Here is a 17,773-nt window from a genome sequence, read left to right on the forward strand (position 1 = left end):
CGATTGAGCATCTGCAATAACGCTCGAGTTTCTGCCATGCCGCTGTACTCAGATACTCAAAACAACTGAAATACCCATCCAGAGCAGGATATTCTCCCAAGGTGTAAGGAATTCTCTTCCCGGGACACTAACCATTGTCCCACGAGGAGCAGCATTCCTCCCTGCCGTTTCCACCGAGTCGTTTCCACCGATGGAATGAGGAGAGCCCATGAAGCGCTACGAGAAATCCCCTGAAGCGATTGCCCGCCTTGACCAGGAGCAGTACCGTGTCACCCAGGAGTCCGGCACAGAGCGTGCCGGCACGGGAAAGTATCTGCACAACAACGAGCCCGGCATCTATGTTGATATCGTCTCCGGCGAACCGTTGTTTGCGTCCTCGGACAAGTATGAATCGGGCTGTGGCTGGCCAAGCTTCACCAAACCCATCGAGCCCGCTCACATCAATGACCTGACCGATACCTCGCATGGTATGGTGCGTACTGAAGTGCGCTCGACCCATGGGGACAGCCACCTGGGCCATGTGTTTCCCGATGGGCCTCGGGAGCAGGGCGGTTTACGCTACTGTATCAACTCTGCCTCGCTGCGCTTTATCCATCGCGACGAAATGGAAGCCGAAGGCTACGGCGAGTATCTGAATCAAGTCGAGGAGGTTTGACCATGGCACACGAGCGAGCAGTACTGGCAGGTGGATGCTTCTGGGGCATGCAGGACCTGATTCGCCAATTGCCCGGTGTGGAGGGAACCCGTGTCGGCTATACCGGCGGTGATGTGCCCAATGCCACCTATCGCCACCATGGCACTCACGCCGAAGGCATCGAGATCATTTTCGATCCCGAGGTCATCAGCTACCGTCGCCTGCTGGAATACTTCTTCCAGATTCACGACCCGACCACGGTCAACCGCCAGGGCAATGACCGGGGAATGTCCTACCGTTCGGCGATCTACTATGTCGACGAGGCTCAGAAGGAAGAGGCACTACGCACCATCAAGGACGTCGATGCCTCCGGCCTGTGGCCAGGCAAGGTCGTCACCGAGGTCGAGCCGGTAGGTGACTTCTGGGAGGCCGAACCCGAGCATCAGGACTACCTGCAGCGTCTGCCCAATGGCTACACCTGTCACTTCCCGCGCAAGGACTGGGTGTTGCCATCCAGCCACTGAAAATTGCCGGGGCTCTGCTCAACCTCTCATGTCATGAGTCCCCGGCACATGCGGCGCTGGTGCAGCAGCTTCCTTCACCGGCTGCGCCAGCTCCTGCAGGATGCCACATTCCGCCGTAGTTCCCCTTCCCGTACAACGCTGGCGCAAAGCGATAAGCTGGTGCTCGAGGCGCTGCAACTGGTCAATCCGCAACGCGACGTGCTGAAGGTGCGCCTCGATCAACGTGTTGGCCTCATCACAGGGCTGATCGGGACGATCGTGCAACTCGAGCAGCGTGCGCACCTCATCCAGCGTCATATCGAGGGCACGACAATGGCGGATGAACGCTACCCGCTCAGCGTGCTCGACGCTGTAAAGGCGATAATTCCCGGCACTTCGCGCCGGCTCCGGCAGCAGCCCTTCCCTTTCGTAGTAGCGCAGCGTTTCCACCGCGCATCCGGTACGGCTGGCCAGCTCTCCAATCTTCATCTGTCTCACCTCGCTCCATCCATCTTGTTTCTCTTCATCTATCTCGCATGGGGGCTTGACTCTGTAGTAACTACAGAGTGTTTCATCAGCACAGCCAATGCAAATGGAGAAGAATCATGGCCAGTCAGACTTCACATTCCGAGGCGCATACCGACTCGACAGTAGGCTCCTGCGGTGGATGCTGTTCATCACAGGCCTCTACTGCATCCGAGCCAGCACCCCAGGTGAACAGCCAGCGACTGGTTCTGATCATTGACGAGCTCTGCTGCCCGAGCGAGGAACGCCAGTTGCGCAAGGCTCTTGAAGACATGCCGGGCCTCGTCGAGCTGCGTTTCCAGTTCATGGAACGCCGACTCGAGATCCTGCATGACGGCATTGATACCGCCGATGCCATGGCACGTATTCGTCAACTTGGCATGAGCCCACGCACACAACACGACCAGCAGACAGCACCTCAGCAGTCCTCCATCCCATGGACAAGGCTGGCCATTGCCGGCGCCATGGCCGTGGCCGCCGAGGTGCTCAACTGGGGCGGAAATGTGCCGCAGTGGGTACTGGCGGCGCTGGCCCTCTGCGCCATTGCGCTGGTCGGGCTCGACACCTGGCGCAAGGGCTTCATTGCCTTGCGTCAGGGAAGCCTTAATATCAATGCGTTGATGAGTGTTGCCGTCACCGGTGCGCTGCTGATCGGCCACTGGGCCGAGGCCGCCATGGTGATTGTGCTGTTCACCATCTCTGAGCATGTCGAAGCACGCTCACTACACCGCGCGCGTCAGGCCATTCGCGGACTACTCGATCTGGCACCACCACGCGCCCGGGTGCAACAGCAGAATGGCGAGTGGCGTGAAGTCGCGGCCGAGCTCGTTCAACCCGGCGATCTGCTGCGTGCCCGCGCTGGAGAACGACTGGCACTGGACGGTGAAATTACCCGCGGCCATCCCTCTCTGGATGAGTCGGCCATCACCGGGGAAAGTCTACCCCGCGACAAGCAACCCGGCGACCAGGTCCATGCCGGCAGTATCAACCTGAACGGTGATATGGAATATCGGGCAACCCGTGTGGCGTCGGATACCACCCTGGCGCGTATCATCCACGCCGTGGAACAGGCCCAGGCGAGCCGTGCACCGACCCAGCGCCTGATCGACCGCTTCGCGGCCATCTATACCCCCGGTGTTTTCATCCTTGCCCTGGCCACTGCCATCGCCTGGCCATTGCTGGGCCTGGGCCCCTGGTTGGATGGTGTCTATCGTGCTCTGGTGTTGTTGGTCATCGCCTGCCCCTGTGCACTGGTCATCTCAACGCCGGTCACCATCGTCAGCGGCCTCGCCGCGGCGGCGCGCCAGGGGATTCTGATCAAGGGCGGGGCTTATCTGGAGCAGGCCCAGCGTCTGAAACAGGTGGTACTCGACAAGACCGGCACCCTGACCATCGGTCGCCCCAAAGTCAGTGACTGGCAGGCCACCGGCTCCCTGAGCGTCGAGCAATGCGCCAGCCTGGCGCTATCGCTGGCCAGCAGTTCCAACCACCCCATATCAAGAGCCGTCGCCGAACATCTGCAGGGCACACCGCTGAGCGACCTTGAAGGTATCGAGGAGCGCGGGGGGCGCGGCATGATCGCCACCCATGAGGGACAGACCGTCTGGTTGGGCAATGCCCGTATGGCCCGCGAGTATGGCGCACAGGTGGATGAGCAAACCACTCAGGCACCGCTCTGGCTGGGCCGCGGTGAGCAAGTACTGGCCACCTTCCAGGTCAGCGACAGCCTGCGTTCCACCAGTCAGGCAGCCATTGACCGTCTGCATGAACTGGGACTCAAGGTCAGCATCCTGAGCGGCGACAGCAAGCCGCGTGTGCAGGCAATCGCCGAACAGTTGAACATCGATGAAGCCCACGGTGAACTGCTGCCCGAGGACAAGCTACAGCATCTCGAGAAACTGACGCGCCAGGCGCCCACCGCCATGGTCGGCGATGGCATCAACGACGCACCGGCGCTGGCACGCGCCGATCTTGGCATTGCCATGGGGGTTGCGGGCAGCGATGTCGCCATCGAGACCGCCGACGTGGCCTTGATGGATGACGATCTCGGCAAGCTGGCGCGACTGGTGGAGCTGTCACGCGAGACCCGGCGCCTGTTGGTCCAGAACATCAGCCTGGCCATCGGCATCAAGGTCGTGTTCCTGACCCTCGCCCTGACCGGCCACGCCACGCTGTGGATGGCAGTCTTCGCCGATATGGGTGCCAGCCTGCTGGTGGTCGGAAATGGACTACGGATTCTGCGCACGGCCCGTTGAATCCAATCCACTGCTCAGGTCTGAATCACGGCCCGAGCCTAACCCGCAACCCGTCCGGCCATGGCCTGACGCATAAAGCTCAATATCCACCGCGCCATGACATCATCGTCGATAGGTGCTGTAAGCGAGGTCAGGCCTTCGCGGACTCTGGCCTCGCCGACCAGCTCACGGCGCAGTTCCATCAGGTCACGGGAATATTCAGGACGGAACTCCGGATGTCCCTGGACGCCAAGGAAGCACTCGCCCATCTGAAAGAGATAGTTGGGGCAGAACGGGCTCCCCCCCAGCACACGGCTATCGGGGGGCAACCTGATCACCTGATCCTGGTGGCTGACCAGTAGATCAAGACCGTTGCTGGCTGGTGTCATCCAATCGGTCTGTTCACTGACCTGATTGAACGAAACCCCCACACCCCAGCCCTTTGGGCTCTTGATCACCTCGCCCCCGAGGGCTCGGGCAATAAGCTGATGACCGAAGCAGATACCGACCAGCGGCTTGCCGGCCTGCCACAGATCACACACGAAGTCCTCAAGCCGCGCAACCCAGGCATGGCCATCGTTGACACCGAACTTCGAGCCGGTGGTCAGCCAGGCGTCCACGGCCTCGATATCATCGGGTATATCGCCATCCAGGCAGCGCCACACCCGCCATTGCAGTTCGATGCCCTGCTCGGCTGCCGGTCGCTCCAGTAACTCGGCAAACATCTGCGGATAGTTGCCATGGCGCTCGCGCAGTTCCTCGGCAACATCATCACACTGCAGCAATCCAATTCGCATGCCTGTCTCCCGGCCTCAATGGTCAGCACGTTCGCCGACGACCCACACCAATCACCCCTTGCACTTGCAACACGCCGTTATGGCAATCTTCCTACAGCTTCCCGTCAAGCGCGGCGAGGAATATATCGCGATACCCTCTGGCATCGAAGGCCATCGGATTGGTGGCGGCGGAAGGATCCACCACGGCCATCTCGCCGACCTTCTCTGCCTGGCGATCATCAATGCCCAGCGCCCTCAGGTCGTGAGGAATCTGCAGGCGCTCACGCATGTCCAGCACCCAGTCAATAACGGTCGCCGTGCCGGGCTGACACAGATCCAGGTAACGCGCCAGGCGTACCATTGGTTCGCCAATGGCGGTTTCGTTGGCCCTCAGCACATAGGGCATCAAGATCGCATTGAGGGTGCCATGATGAGCGTCGAACAGAGCCCCCAGCGGGTGCGCCAGCGCATGCATTGCGCCCAGCCCGCGCTGGAAGGCAGTCGCTCCCATACTCGAGGCCACCAGCATGTTGAGCCGTGCCTCGAGGTCTTCGCCGTCGCGCCAGGCACGGGGCAGGTAATCACGCACCCGGCGCATTCCCTCGACGGCGATGCCCTCGGCCATGGGGTGATAGGTCGGCGCACACCAGGCCTCGAGACAGTGGGACAGTGCATCCATACCGGTGGCGGCCGTTACTGCAGGCGGCAGCCCTGTGGTCAGGGCCGGATCCAGAATCACCCGAGCAGGCACCATCCGCGGATGGAAGATGATCCGCTTCACATGGACGCTGTCATCAGTGATCACCGAGGCTCGCCCCACCTCCGAGCCAGTCCCCGCCGTGGTGGGCACCGCCACCACCGGTACGATGGCCTCGGCATCGGCGTTCTTCCAGTTGTCACCAACATCCTCGAGCGACCACAGCGACAGGCCTTCGCGCTGGTTGGCCATCAATGCAATCGCCTTGGCGGCATCCAGTCCCGAGCCACCACCGAAGGCGATCACCCCGTCATGGCCACCCTGGCGGAAGGCCTCCACGCCATCGATCACATTGGCCCCGGTAGGGTTGCCCTTGATATGGCTGAACACCGCCACATTCAAGCCCTGCTCACGGCACCGCTCAACCACATCACTGACCATCGGCAACGCCGCCAGGCCAGGGTCGGTCACCAGCAACGGTGATGCCATGCCCAGCTCACGGCACTGGCTGGCCAGCTCCGCTATACGACCGGTCCCACAGAGAATCGACGACGGATAGTTCCAACTGGTGGTGTAACAGGAGATATCACTCATGGTCACCTCAGGCGTGTTTAAGATGGAAGGACTTGGGCCGAGTCAGGCTGTCGAAGCCGAGACGAGACAGTGAACAGCCGCGCCCCGACTGCTTGATACCCGTCCAGGCCAGCTCCGGATCCAGATAGTCGCAGCGGTTGGTAAAGACGGTACCGGCCTGAAGGCGCCGTGCCATCGCTTCTCCCGCCTTTAGGTCGCGGGTGAATACCGCCGCAGTCAGACCGAAGTGGCTGTCGTTCATCAATGCCAGCGCCTGTTCATCATCGACAACCGGCATGATCCCGACCACCGGCCCGAAACTTTCCTCATGCATGACCCGCATGGAATGGTCGACACCGGTCAGCAACTGCGGTGCCAGGTAGGCACTGCCGGGCGCCGACAACGGATAATCACCAGGATCGATCCAGGCTCGCGCGCCAGCAGCCACGGCTTCCTCGACCTGCCCTCGCACGAAGTCTGCCGCTGCAGGTTTGACCACGGGACCCAGCGTGGTGATGGGGTCGGTCGGATTGCCCAGTTTGAGCTGCCCGAGCCAGGCCACGGCACGCTCGACGAAGGCGTCATGAATATCCTTGTGGACATAGATACGCTCGATACCACAGCAGCTCTGTCCGGAATTGAAGAAGGCGCCATCCATCACTCCGTCCACGGCGGCATCAAGATCGACGTCGGCGCGAATATAGGCCGGGTCCTTGCCGCCCAGTTCCAGGGCGGTGGCGATGAAGCGTCCGCGCGCATTGCGCTCGACCATCTCGCCGCCAGCCACCGAGCCGGTGAAGGACACATGATCGATACGTGGGTCCCGGATCAATGCTTCGGTGGCCTCGTGGCTCATGTGCAGATACTGGAAGACACCCTCGGGTAGTTCTGCCTCACGAAACGCGTCGGCGATGCGTTCGGCACACAGCGGTGTCTGTGCCGAGTGCTTGAGAATCACGGTATTACCGGCGAGGATCGCCGGAACCACCGCATTCACTGCGGTCATGAAAGGGAAGTTCCAGGGGGCCACGATCAGTGACACCCCCAACGGTTCACGGGTGATGTAGCGCGTGAAGCCGGGCTTGTCTGCCAGTTGGAGTGGTGCCAGAGCCTGATCCGCCAGCGCAATCATGGCTCGAGCACGTTCCTCGAAACCACCGATCTCTCCTCCTGCCTGCGCAATCGGCCGTCCCATCTGCCAGGTGAGTTCCTTGCTCAACTGGTCTCGGCGCGCCACAAAGGCATCCACCATCGTCGAACAGTATCGACAGCGCTCGCCCACCGGCACTTGCTGCCAATCGCGCTGCGCTGCCACTGCCCTCCCCACCACCTTCTCGACTTCTGCGGCATCGGCCAGCTCGCGCTCGACATAGACCGAACCATCCACCGGAGAAATCGTCTGCTGAATTGCCATTGCCTGTCTCCCGGGGGTACGTTGAATTTTCCTGACATTCTGGGAAAACTGCCAGGTTGTCATGCAGGAAATCGCAAAATGCATCCTTGTTTACCTGAGAGGAAGCGCTGAATAAATGTCGCGAGCGATGGAAGGCTGATTACCGCCGGAACGGAAAGGCCGGAGTTTACAGAGCGTAAATGAGGACCTTGAGTACCGCCGGTGGCCAGGATGGCTATGTTCGTTCCAGACGAACAATCGCATTTCCCACATCCATGTGGGCCATCGAGCACAGCAATTTATCCAGAGCTTTCCTAGATGATCTCGAAGTAGCGATCCAGCTCCCAGTCGGTGATATGTCGCCGGAACTGCCGTTCTTCCCACTCCCTGGTCGCGGCGTAATGCTCGACGAATTCATCGCCGAACAATTCCCGCGCGGGGCTGGATGCCTTGAGACGCTGGGCCGAATCCCAAAGGGTACGTGGTAGGGCCTGATGCACCGGATGCTCGATCTCGTAGGCATTGCCGGTCACGGCCTCATCCGGCTCCCAGCCCTGCTCGATCCCGTACAACCCGGCGCCAATGGCGGCGGCCAGCGCCAGATAGGGATTGGCATCGGCGCTACCGAGGCGATATTCGACCCGCTGGGAGTTGGCACTTCCGGGGATGACGCGCAGCGCTGTGGTACGGTTCTCGACTCCCCAGGTAGCATCTGTCGGCGCCCAGAAACCGGGTATCAGACGTGTATAGCTATTGATGGTCGGTGCGAATAGAGAAAGAAGCTCAGGCATCAGGCGTTGCTGGCCGGCCACGAACTGACGCTGAATATGGCTCATGCCATGCTCAGCCGAGCCATCGTAGAAGGCTGAGTCACCGCTACTACGATCACAAAGGGACAGATGAATATGGCCACTCTGACCGGGATAATCCGGTGACCATTTGGCCATGAAGGTCGCCATCAGCCCTCGGCGCTGTGCCCATACCTTGGTGAACGTCTTGAACAGTGCCGCCTTGTCGCCCGCGGCCAGCGCCTCATCGACACCGAGAGCCGCTTCCAGAACACCGGGGCCGGTTTCGGTATGCAGCCCCTCGATGGGAAAGTCCATTGATTGCGACAGCGCCAGCAGCTCGTGATAGAGCTCGGCATGGACCGAGCTCCTGAGCATCGAATAGCCCATCATGTCCGGGGTCAGTGGACGCAGATTGCGGAAGCCCTTCTCGCGCACCGACTCCGGCGTCTCCTGGAACATGAAGAACTCATACTCCAGCGCGCCCTTGACGCTGAACCCCATGGATTCGGCCCGGGATAACACTCGGCGCAACAGACCACGCGGGCAAATCCGCTCTGCACGATCAGTGAACTCCGCCAGAAACAACAGCATGTCACCTTCGATGCTCAGCTCACGACAGCTGTCTGGCAGAATGCGCATGCTGGCGTCAGGGTATCCGGTATGCCAGCCAGTAAAGCGGGTGTTGTCGTAGAGTTCATCCTTGCTGTCCCAACCCAACACCACATCGCAGAACGCGAAGCCGCCTTCCAGTGCCGAGAAGAACTTATCGCGCTGTATATACTTGCCGACCATGACGCCATCAAGATCGAACATGCCGACCTTGACGTGGCTCAGCCTCCGCTGCTCGACAATACACCTGGCGTCCTCGACAGTACGCACATCTCGTGGATTGAGTTGCGCCATATCATTATCTCCTCCGCATCAACTCATGAATCCCACTCGCTCATGGATCCACCTATGGTCTTGAGTCTGGTCTTGTGTCTGTTCTTGAGTTCGGCTTCATCACGATAACGTTCACAGACGGCACCATCGTGCTTTTCAACAAGACGTGCGTTGCCCAAGCGTACCTTTCACCTGAACGTGCTTCTGATCAGGAGTAGCGGTATGGAGGACCTGCATTCTGCATAGTGGCGCGGTAGTCCTTGAGGATCTGCACAACCCGTGCGTTGCGCTCACTCTGCTCAGCAATCTCGTCCCAGAACGATAACGCCTCGTCTTCTATGGTCTGCCACTCGGCTTCTGGAATCGATGTCAGTTCGAGCTTGCCACCTTTAGTGCGGTAATGCGCCTCACCCCACCAATACCAGTGCTGACGGTGGTAGTGAGAGCTGTCCATGCACATACGGAACAGCGTCTTGAGATGATCCGGCAACTCATTCCAGCGCTCGCTATTGGCGAAATAGGACCCCGCCCAGGCACCGGAGATATTATTGGTCAGGTAATAACTCGACACATCTGCCCAGCCTACGGTATAGGCCTCAGTGATCCCCGCCCAAGCGATACCATCGAGCTCACGGGTCTGCATGGCGACTTCGATATCTTCCCAGGGCAAGGTGACGGGTACTACGCCGAAGCGGCTCAAGAAACGTCCAGCGGTGGGAAAGGTGAACACGCGCTTTCCCTTGAGGTCATCAATACTGCGAATCGGCTCTCGTGTAACGAAGTTGCAGGGGTCCCAGGACCCGGAGCCCAGCCAGGTGACACCCTCGATCTCACCATATGCCTCTTCCCAGATTTCCTTGAGACCGTAGTGGTTGAATAATGTCGGCACATCCAGGCTGTAACGCGATGCAAAGGGGAAATAGCCACCAAATACCGAGACATCCACCGGCGCATTGATCGAATCATCATCACTCTGCACCGCGTCGATGGTGCCCCGCTGCATGGCCCGAAACAGCTCTCCGGTCGGAACCAACTGGTCGGAGAAGTACAGCTCGATCTCCATTTCGCCATTGGCCGCCTTGTTGAAGGCATCAATCGACGGTTTGATGACATGTTCAGCCAGAGCCGGGCCAGCATACGTCTGGAGTCGCCAACGAATCGGCGTTTTCGACTGGGCGTGAACATAAGGTGCCGAAATACTGGTCGCTCCTACCGTGGCTGCTGTTGCCAGCCCGGCTTTCTTGAGAAAATCGCGGCGATTGGTCATGACAGTCTCCTTGCAGGTGCTTATGTTGTACGAGTTATCTGCATCAAGCATTCATGGTCGCCAGTAAGCCTTGCGGCCTCACTCAGCGATCCCCTTCACTGCACGGACGCGCAGCTGTTGAGCCACGTTTCCTGCCCAGTAATCAATAATCACGAACCAGCTCCGGTAGCCACAGCGCCAGTTGCGGGAAAGTGGTGATCAATGCCAGTCCCAGCAGCATGATTCCGACGAACGGCCACACGCTGCGGTAGATGTCCGACAGACTGACCTCAGGCGGAGCCATGGCCCGCATCAGGAATAGGTTGTAACCGAAGGGTGGTGTCATATAGGCGATCTGCACGGTGATGGTATAAAGCACGCCGTACCAGATCGGGTCGAATCCCAGACTGATGACCAGTGGCACATAGAGAGGCGCCACAATCACCAGCATGGCGGTGTCGTCGAGAAACATGCCCAACAGGATGTAGGACAACTGCATCATCACCAGTATTTGCCATGGACTGAGACCCAGGCGGTCAAGAAACACCGATTCGATGGCACGTACGGCGCCAAGGCCATCAAATACGGCGCCAAAGCAAAGCGCCGCCAGAATGATCCACATGAACATGCAGGTGATGCCCAATGACCTGCGCACCGTGGTCTCGATGACAGCCAGCGTCAGTCGACGCTTGACCGCTGCGGCAATAGTCGCCGCTGTTGCCCCTACGGCAGCACTCTCTACAAGACTGGTCACGCCCATGACGAATAGTCCGGTCATACAGAAGAAGATCGCAAGCGGCATGATGCCGGCACGCAACAGTGCCAGTTTCTCGCTCAACGACAGGTTGCGTTCTTCCTCAGGTAGCGCGGGCCCCAGACTCGGCTGAATACGGCAGCGAATAACGATATAAAGCACAAACATGCCAGCCAGAATCAGTCCTGGAATAGCACCGGCCAACCACAACTGGCTGACCGGCTGACGGGCGATCATTCCGTAGAGCACCAGCACCACACTGGGCGGCACCAGAATGCCCAACGAGCTTCCCGCCTGTATGACACCGGTCACCATGACCTTGTCGTAGCCACGACGCAGTAACTCCGGGAGCGCAATGGTCGCACCGATAGCCATTCCCGCCACGCTTAGGCCATTCATCGCTGAAACCACCACCATCAGCCCGATGGTGCCCACAGCCAGCCCGCCAGGAAGATTGCCCATCCAGACGTGGAACATCTCGTACAGTTCGGAGGCAATGCCCGATTCGGACAACATGTAACCCATGAAAATGAACAACGGCAGAGTCAGCAGTGGGTACCAGTTCATCAACTGGATACTGGCGCTGAATGGCATCTCCATACCGCCATTCCCCCACAGGGCGAGCGCCGCAGCGGCCCCGACAAAGCCGATCATGCCGAATACTCGTTGACCGGTAAGCAGCAACACCATCATCGACGAGAACATGGTCAGCGCGATCATTTCGTAGCTCATGACGGCTGCTCCTCGTCGAGGCTTTCTTCATCGAGGGGCTCGCCACGGAGCCGGGCAATGTCCTTGAATAACGTTGAGATGCTCTGCAGCAACATCAGCAGCACGCCAAAGGTCATGATGATCTTGATTGGCGCCAGTGGCGGTGCCCAGGAGGAGTAGTTGGTTTCACCATATTTGAGGGCATAGCTGGTACTGGAGATACCGCCCGCCATCAGCACCACGAGGAAGAAGATCAACAACAGGATGGTAAAGACATCCACCCAGGCCCGGGTGCGCACAGACCAGCGGGTGTAGAACAGGTCCATCCGCACGTGGTCATCCAACTGCATCGAGTAGGCGCCCCCGAGCAGGAAGTAGGCCACCATCAGAAACTGTGAGACCTCGACGCTCCAGATCAACGGCTGATCCAATACAGTACGTGACACCGATGAATACAGCAGCACGCCGATCATGATGAAGATCAGATACATGACAATGCGGCCGACGCGCCGATTGAATCGATCGACATAGCGCACATAGAGGCGTATCGCTACCGGCATACGCGGCTCTCCCGAAGACCTGGTGGATTTACCTGAGTCTTGGTTCAAGCATCACGAAACTGCCATTTACATCGATTTCAACGCGAGAGTTACTATCGATAAATTCGATACTGCACCGAAATGGAACGGCTGCGAACGCCGTATGGCACCAGAGGTGATGTAATAACCCTTGCTACCCATCGCTCAGCGATAGCTGCGGCACTATTAACATGGCAATCAAATCGCTCATCCTGATCGATTTGATTTTCGCCCGCACCACTCTGGCGCAGATGCGCGGATCTGCTGGTGGGGTGCGGTCTCGCGTCGGCCTGATGGCCGACGGCGGCACGTCCCTGTGCCGCCATCAACCCAACATGAAAGCATGCCCGGTTAAAACCCAAGGTAAATGCTTCTCCAACTCGTCGACAAACGCACCACGCAATAGACGCCTCGCATCTCGGGCCAGTTGAGAGGGCAGCCCACCCAGCTCATCACGTCTTGCCACCAGAGTCAGTTCACGCTCAAGCGGTGCCACCGGCAACGGCTCAACCCGTACCTGCAGATGATCAAGCCCCGCCTGGTAAAGACACAGAGGTGTGGTGATGGTAAATCCGGAGCCATCACTGACGGTCTTGAGCAAAGCACAGGTATTATCGAGATGAATTCGCGCCGACAGCTCGACATTCGCCAGACGTAGGTGTCGTTCGATAGTCTGGCCGATCAGTGAGTGAGGCACATAACGGATAAACTCCAGCTGGCGCGACAGCCAGCGTAAATTATCCGCCGGCCCCTGCCAGTCCCCGGGCATTACCAGCACAAACGGCTCCCGCAATATGGAATGCCGTTCCAACCCATCATAGTTTTCCAGGCGGTCATCGGAGATGATTACATCGACATGACGCGTCAGCAGCGAATGGCCATGCATGTGAGACAGTCCGGTGGTCAGCGTATAATCCCGCGTGTGACGCCGAATGACGTCGATCAGGGGACGGCCGACTGCCGTGGCCAGGGAGTCGACCAATGCCAGCCGCATCTGATGTAGTTGACCGAAGGCACCGGAAATCAATTCACGCCGGGTGTCTCGTGCCTCCCCAAGCAGACGGCGCGCTCGATCATAGAAGAAGCGACCTGCACTGGTGGCTTCCAATGGACGAGAGCGCCGCTCGAACAGGGCGACGCCCAGGGCTTCCTCGAGTGTCGCCAGGCAGTGCGAGACAGACGACTGGGTCAGGCCCAGATGATCAGCCGCAGCACTCTGACTACCACGCTCCAGCGTCTCGACAAAGATCTCCATGCTGCGCAGGTCAAACCCAAAGGCATTTCGCATCCCGCCACCTTCTTGTCATTATTGTCATGGGTCGTTGAACTCATGCTTATCAGAGCAGTCTATCTGTCGGCCGTAAACTCCGGGAGTTGTTGATGAATCAAGCCACCACTACACAGGCACAGACGCAGAGCCTTCGTCCCTCTTCATCATGGACGGGTTGGGGGCAGTGGCTGGCACTGATCACCATGACACTGGATCACGTCGCCCGTTATCTCGCTACTGATGCCTGGGGCATGGGCTGGGTCGACAGCAGTGTCGGTCGCATTGCCTTCCCGCTGTTTGCCGGCATGGTCGCCTGGCACGGGCTGTTCAATACTCGTGACCCGCTGCGCTATGCCCGCCGTATCATGGTCATCGGTCTGGTGGCGCAACTGCCCTATCAATTGATGCCACGCGAGGCGATCTTCCAGCTCAACATCTGTTTCACCCTGGCGCTTGGCCTGATGGCGGGTCACTGGCTCGAGCAGGTGGCCCAGCGGACCGCTCGCGATCAACTCGGCCTGGCCCGGCTGTCACTGGAAACCCTGGGCGTTCTTGTCGCCTGGTACATTGCCGGCTTCTGGGTCGAGTATGGCCACGAAGGGTTACTGCTGATACCGCTGTACATGCTGGCCATCGGCCAGATCCAGCGCAGCGGAAATACGCCGGGACAACGCCTGATTGCCCTTGTATCGGCCATACCTGTGCTGTTGCTGGCAGGCGCGATGAACAGCTCTGAAATGGCCAAGTCGATCACCGTGATCACCACCCTGGCGGTACTGGTAATGGCTGTGGGCGTGTGCCGTCTGGTTCCCGACATCCAGTGGAAGATGTCCAGGCGCATGTGGCTTGCCTGGTACCCGGCCCACTTTGCCGTGATCGCGGCGATTCTGCTGTTCGTAGGCCGTGCGGCCTATCCCTGACACGCCTGTTCCGTCACCAATCTACTTGAAGAGAAACACCTTGAACGCCTGCCACACCGGGCTGCGATAGCGGCCCGGATGCCACACCAGCGAAAAGTGTCGAGTCAACGGCAGGTCGTGGGACAGTACCTTGAGTTCACCGCGCTCCAGCTCCCCCCGGACACTCAGGCGCGAAAGGCATCCCAATCCCAATCCGGCCGCCACGGCCTGCTTGATCGCCTCATGCTGCCCCAGCTCCATTCTCACCCGCAGCCGCGTGACCCTCGGCAGTACGGCCGCTTCCAGTACCTCTCGAGAGCCTGAACCAGGTTCGCGCAGAATCCAATCCTCACGCGCCAGCCCCTCGTCATCAATGGTGCCGAGCTGTGCCAGGGGATGATTCGGGGCGCAGACAATCTCCATACGATCCTCGCACCAGGCTTCACTGGCCAGCCCGGGTTCGTGACACCGCCCTTCGATCAACCCGAGGTCGGCCTCGAAGCGCTGGATATCGGCAATAACCTCACCGGTGTTACGCAAACGAAGACGCAGATCCACACCAGGGTGCAGAGCACCGAACTGCCCGGCCAATGGCGGCAACAGGTAGGTACCGATGGTGGCACTGGCGGCCACCATCAGCATGCCCTGTAGGGCATCATCCGGCTCGTGGGCCGCCACCATGAACTCCTGAAGCTGGTCGAGCATCTGTTCCGCCCGAGGCAGTAGCCGGTGGCCGATGTCGTTGAGCGTCAGCCGTCTTCCCGGACGTTCGAACAGGGCGACACCCAGCTGGTGTTCGAGATCGGACAGCGCCTGGCTGGTCGCGGATTGGGACAGCTTGAGTCGCACGGCCGCAGCACTGACTGTTCCCAGCCGCGCAACAGCAACGAAGACTTCCAACTGACGCAGGGTGATGTGAGAGCGCATATCGGTTCTACCGAAATAGGGTTTCGTTATTTGCTGATAACCATACAGCATAAACCACTCTAGACTATCTCCACTCATCCAGTGGAGAGACTGTCATGTGGCAGGGCCTGGCGCTTTGCGCGTTACTTACCCTTGCAGGACAAGGCATTGCACAATTACCGATGATTGATGACAGCGGCATCAGTCCGCTGGTGTTCGCCATGCTCATGGGGATCATCGTCGGCAACCTGCCACTGAGACGGCTCATCCCGGTCGCCCAACCTGGGCTGACATTCGCCACTCACTGGCTACTGCGTAGCGGCATTGTACTGTTCGGGCTGTCCCTGACCCTTTCCCAGATCATCGGCCTCGGCCCGAAGGTATTATTGCTCGACGTACTGGTGATCAGCAGCGTCGTCGTCGTCGGCTACCTGATCGGAACCCGCCTGTTGGGTATGGACCGCGAAACCACCCTACTCACAAGTGCCGGCAGCGCGATCTGTGGTGCAGCGGCCATTCTGGCTACAGAGTCGACCATTCGCTCTCGCCCCGCAGCGACTTCCATGGCGGTGGCAACCGTGGTGCTGTTCGGCTCGCTGGCGATGTTGATCTACCCGCTGATGTATCACTCCCTGGGCATGAGTGAGGGGCAGTTCGGTATCTACATCGGCGCTACGATCCATGAGGTCGCTCAGGTGGTGGCCGCGGGAGATGCCGTTGGCCCCACGGCACTGGCCAACGCTGTCATCGTCAAGATGGTACGGGTCATGCTGCTGGTGCCTTTCCTGCTGATTGTCGGTCAATGGTGGTTACGAGACAGCCGCCATCAGTCCAACACCGGGGACACCAGGTTGGTCATTCCGTGGTTTGCGCTGGGCTTCATTGCCATGGTCGGCGTCAATAGTCTGGTCAGCATGCCAGCGGCCCTTCACGCCAGTCTGCAACTGGTCGGTCAACTGGCCCTGACCATGGCGATGGCGGCACTGGGGCTAGGCACCCGTATCGAACGCCTCAGGGCGCTGGGCTTCAAGCCCTTCCTGCTGGCACTGATCCTGTTCGCCCTACTGATCCTGGGTGGAGGACTCGCCAGTTGGTGGCTGATGGGATAGCCGTAAGCTGGTTGATGGAGTAACCACAAGTGGCGAGCATCGAGCTACGAGCCTCGAGGTATCCAGCCCCTTATCGGGGCTGGAGCCCTTCCTCTCCCTGGCTCTTATCTGGCTGTGTGCCCGGCTCCAGGTTGAGGTGCCATCACTGAGCAGCTCGAAGCTCAAGACTCGCCGCTGGTGCCTTCGAAACTGAACTCGGGTGCCGGGGCGTCCGGCACCAGCGCGGCACAGGCGCGAACCTTGTCGAGCAGTTCGGCGTGGCTATCGGCCACAAGGTTGATATGCGCAAGCTTGCGACCGGCACGTTCGCTTTTGTCGTAACGGTGCAGGTGCGCATTGGCGATGGCCAGTACGGCGGCTGGGTCCGGCTCGCGACCGATGACGTTGACCATGCAGGTCGGAGCCCTGGCGCGGGTCTCGCCCAATGGTAGCCCCTGAATGGCACGCAGGTGGTTCTCGAACTGGCTGGTGACGGCACCATCCATGGTCCAGTGCCCGGAATTGTGCACACGGGGCGCCATCTCGTTGGCCAGCAGGCTACCATCGGCGCACTGGAACAACTCCAGCGTCAGCACGCCAACATAATCCAGCTCATCCAGCAGTGCCCGGATGTAGCCATCGGCACGCTGCTGAACCGCCTCGTCCAGATCCGGCATCGGCGCCAGCGAATAGCGCAGGATCCCGTCAACATGAATGTTTTCGGCCATTGGGTAGAAGGCCACATCGCCCTCCCGGCCACGCACGGCAATAATCGACACCTCACGTACGAAGTCGACAAAGGACTCCACGATCAGTCGCGGGTGGTTGATGCTTCGCCAGGCGTCGGCGGCATCAGCGGGGTCACGCAATACGGCCTGCCCCTTGCCGTCATAACCTTCGGTCACCGACTTGGCCACCACCGGAGTCCCCAGCTCACGGGCCGCCGCTTCCAGACCTTCGGCACTGTCGACCAGGCGATAGGCCGGTGTCGGGATCGCCAGGCGGTCAAACAGTGCCTTTTCCTCGGCACGGTTCTGACATATCCGAATCGCCTCGCTGGAGGGGTACACCGGGCGCTCGGCCTCGATGGCCTGTACCAGTGGCACCGGAAGGTGTTCGAACTCGTAGGTCACCAGATCAACATTGGCCAGAAAGCTCTCGAGGTGCCGTTGATCCGTATCGATCATGACGTTACCGATACCGGCACTGGGATGACCGGTGGTATCGAGGAAGGTAAAGCGGTTGGCCAGCGGATAACCGGCCAACGCCAGCATACGCCCGAGTTGCCCAGCTCCGAGTACACCAATCTTCAT

At 59.7% G+C, this 17,773-nt stretch carries 17 protein-coding genes; 5 read left to right on the forward strand and 12 right to left on the reverse strand.

Annotated elements, in window-relative coordinates:
* Nucleotides 1-208: 208 nt before the first annotated feature.
* Nucleotides 209-655, forward strand: a complete 447-nt coding sequence (gene msrB, locus BUE38_RS12160; protein WP_073435499.1) for a peptide-methionine (R)-S-oxide reductase MsrB — start codon at nucleotides 209-211, stop codon at nucleotides 653-655.
* A 2-nt stretch (nucleotides 656-657) separates the two neighbouring features.
* The gene (gene msrA, locus BUE38_RS12165; protein ID WP_073435500.1) at nucleotides 658-1,158 is read left to right on the forward strand and encodes a peptide-methionine (S)-S-oxide reductase MsrA; all 501 of its coding nucleotides are present in this window, start codon (nucleotides 658-660) and stop codon (nucleotides 1,156-1,158) included.
* 18 nt (nucleotides 1,159-1,176) lie between these two features.
* Here the strand turns inward: msrA and cadR are convergent, their stop codons facing one another.
* A complete protein-coding gene (gene cadR / locus BUE38_RS12170) occupies nucleotides 1,177-1,626 on the reverse strand; it encodes a Cd(II)/Pb(II)-responsive transcriptional regulator (protein WP_073435501.1) in 450 nt (149 codons plus the stop codon).
* Nucleotides 1,627-1,742: 116 nt separating this feature from the next.
* On the opposite strand from cadR, the gene BUE38_RS12175 reads away from it, so the two are divergent.
* Nucleotides 1,743-3,917, forward strand: coding sequence for a heavy metal translocating P-type ATPase (locus BUE38_RS12175; RefSeq protein ID WP_073435502.1), 2,175 nt, complete (start codon nucleotides 1,743-1,745; stop codon nucleotides 3,915-3,917).
* Between the two features lie 38 nt (nucleotides 3,918-3,955).
* Here the strand turns inward: BUE38_RS12175 and BUE38_RS12180 are convergent, their stop codons facing one another.
* The 9 genes from BUE38_RS12180 to BUE38_RS12215 all read right to left on the reverse strand — a co-directional run bounded on the left by BUE38_RS12180 (nucleotide 3,956) and on the right by BUE38_RS12215 (nucleotide 13,585).
* Complete coding sequence (locus BUE38_RS12180) at nucleotides 3,956-4,693, reverse strand: glutamine amidotransferase-related protein (RefSeq protein ID WP_073435503.1); 738 nt, start codon at nucleotides 4,691-4,693, stop codon at nucleotides 3,956-3,958.
* A gap of 91 nt (nucleotides 4,694-4,784) precedes the next feature.
* Nucleotides 4,785-5,963 (reverse strand): iron-containing alcohol dehydrogenase, encoded by a 1,179-nt coding sequence (locus tag BUE38_RS12185; protein WP_073435504.1) that lies wholly within the window; start codon nucleotides 5,961-5,963, stop codon nucleotides 4,785-4,787.
* 7 nt (nucleotides 5,964-5,970) lie between these two features.
* On the reverse strand, nucleotides 5,971-7,356 hold the full coding sequence (locus tag BUE38_RS12190) for an aldehyde dehydrogenase family protein (protein WP_073435505.1): 1,386 nt from the start codon (nucleotides 7,354-7,356) through the stop codon (nucleotides 5,971-5,973).
* Between the two features lie 293 nt (nucleotides 7,357-7,649).
* Entirely contained in the window at nucleotides 7,650-9,029 is a 1,380-nt protein-coding gene (locus BUE38_RS12195) for a glutamine synthetase family protein (RefSeq protein WP_073435506.1), read from the reverse strand.
* 187 nt (nucleotides 9,030-9,216) lie between these two features.
* A complete protein-coding gene (locus BUE38_RS12200) occupies nucleotides 9,217-10,275 on the reverse strand; it encodes a TRAP transporter substrate-binding protein (RefSeq protein ID WP_073435507.1) in 1,059 nt (352 codons plus the stop codon).
* Nucleotides 10,276-10,417: 142 nt separating this feature from the next.
* Nucleotides 10,418-11,740, reverse strand: coding sequence for a TRAP transporter large permease (locus BUE38_RS12205; RefSeq protein ID WP_073435508.1), 1,323 nt, complete (start codon nucleotides 11,738-11,740; stop codon nucleotides 10,418-10,420).
* Complete coding sequence (locus tag BUE38_RS12210) at nucleotides 11,737-12,279, reverse strand: TRAP transporter small permease subunit (RefSeq protein ID WP_073435509.1); 543 nt, start codon at nucleotides 12,277-12,279, stop codon at nucleotides 11,737-11,739. Before BUE38_RS12210 ends, BUE38_RS12205 begins: the two co-directional genes overlap by 4 nt.
* A gap of 92 nt (nucleotides 12,280-12,371) precedes the next feature.
* Nucleotides 12,372-12,623 (reverse strand): hypothetical protein, encoded by a 252-nt coding sequence (locus BUE38_RS22540; protein WP_143166302.1) that lies wholly within the window; start codon nucleotides 12,621-12,623, stop codon nucleotides 12,372-12,374.
* On the reverse strand, nucleotides 12,623-13,585 hold the full coding sequence (locus BUE38_RS12215) for a LysR family transcriptional regulator (RefSeq protein WP_073435510.1): 963 nt from the start codon (nucleotides 13,583-13,585) through the stop codon (nucleotides 12,623-12,625). Before BUE38_RS12215 ends, BUE38_RS22540 begins: the two co-directional genes overlap by 1 nt.
* Before the next feature lie 92 nt (nucleotides 13,586-13,677).
* Between BUE38_RS12215 and BUE38_RS12220 the strand changes: the two genes are divergently transcribed.
* Nucleotides 13,678-14,487 carry a TraX family protein gene (locus BUE38_RS12220; protein ID WP_073435511.1) on the forward strand — a complete coding sequence of 270 codons (810 nt, stop codon included), beginning with the start codon at nucleotides 13,678-13,680 and terminating at the stop codon, nucleotides 14,485-14,487.
* A 21-nt stretch (nucleotides 14,488-14,508) separates the two neighbouring features.
* Here the strand turns inward: BUE38_RS12220 and BUE38_RS12225 are convergent, their stop codons facing one another.
* A complete protein-coding gene (locus tag BUE38_RS12225; RefSeq protein ID WP_073435663.1) occupies nucleotides 14,509-15,393 on the reverse strand; it encodes a LysR substrate-binding domain-containing protein in 885 nt (294 codons plus the stop codon).
* Nucleotides 15,394-15,488: 95 nt separating this feature from the next.
* On the opposite strand from BUE38_RS12225, the gene BUE38_RS12230 reads away from it, so the two are divergent.
* Nucleotides 15,489-16,481, forward strand: a complete 993-nt coding sequence (locus tag BUE38_RS12230) for a YeiH family protein (RefSeq protein WP_073435512.1) — start codon at nucleotides 15,489-15,491, stop codon at nucleotides 16,479-16,481.
* 161 nt (nucleotides 16,482-16,642) lie between these two features.
* Here BUE38_RS12230 and BUE38_RS12235 read toward each other — a convergent pair whose 3' ends face one another.
* A complete protein-coding gene (locus tag BUE38_RS12235; protein ID WP_073435513.1) occupies nucleotides 16,643-17,773 on the reverse strand; it encodes a 5-(carboxyamino)imidazole ribonucleotide synthase in 1,131 nt (376 codons plus the stop codon).

The organism is Halomonas cupida, assembly GCF_900142755.1.
In the GTDB taxonomy this organism is placed as follows: domain Bacteria; phylum Pseudomonadota; class Gammaproteobacteria; order Pseudomonadales; family Halomonadaceae; genus Halomonas; species Halomonas cupida.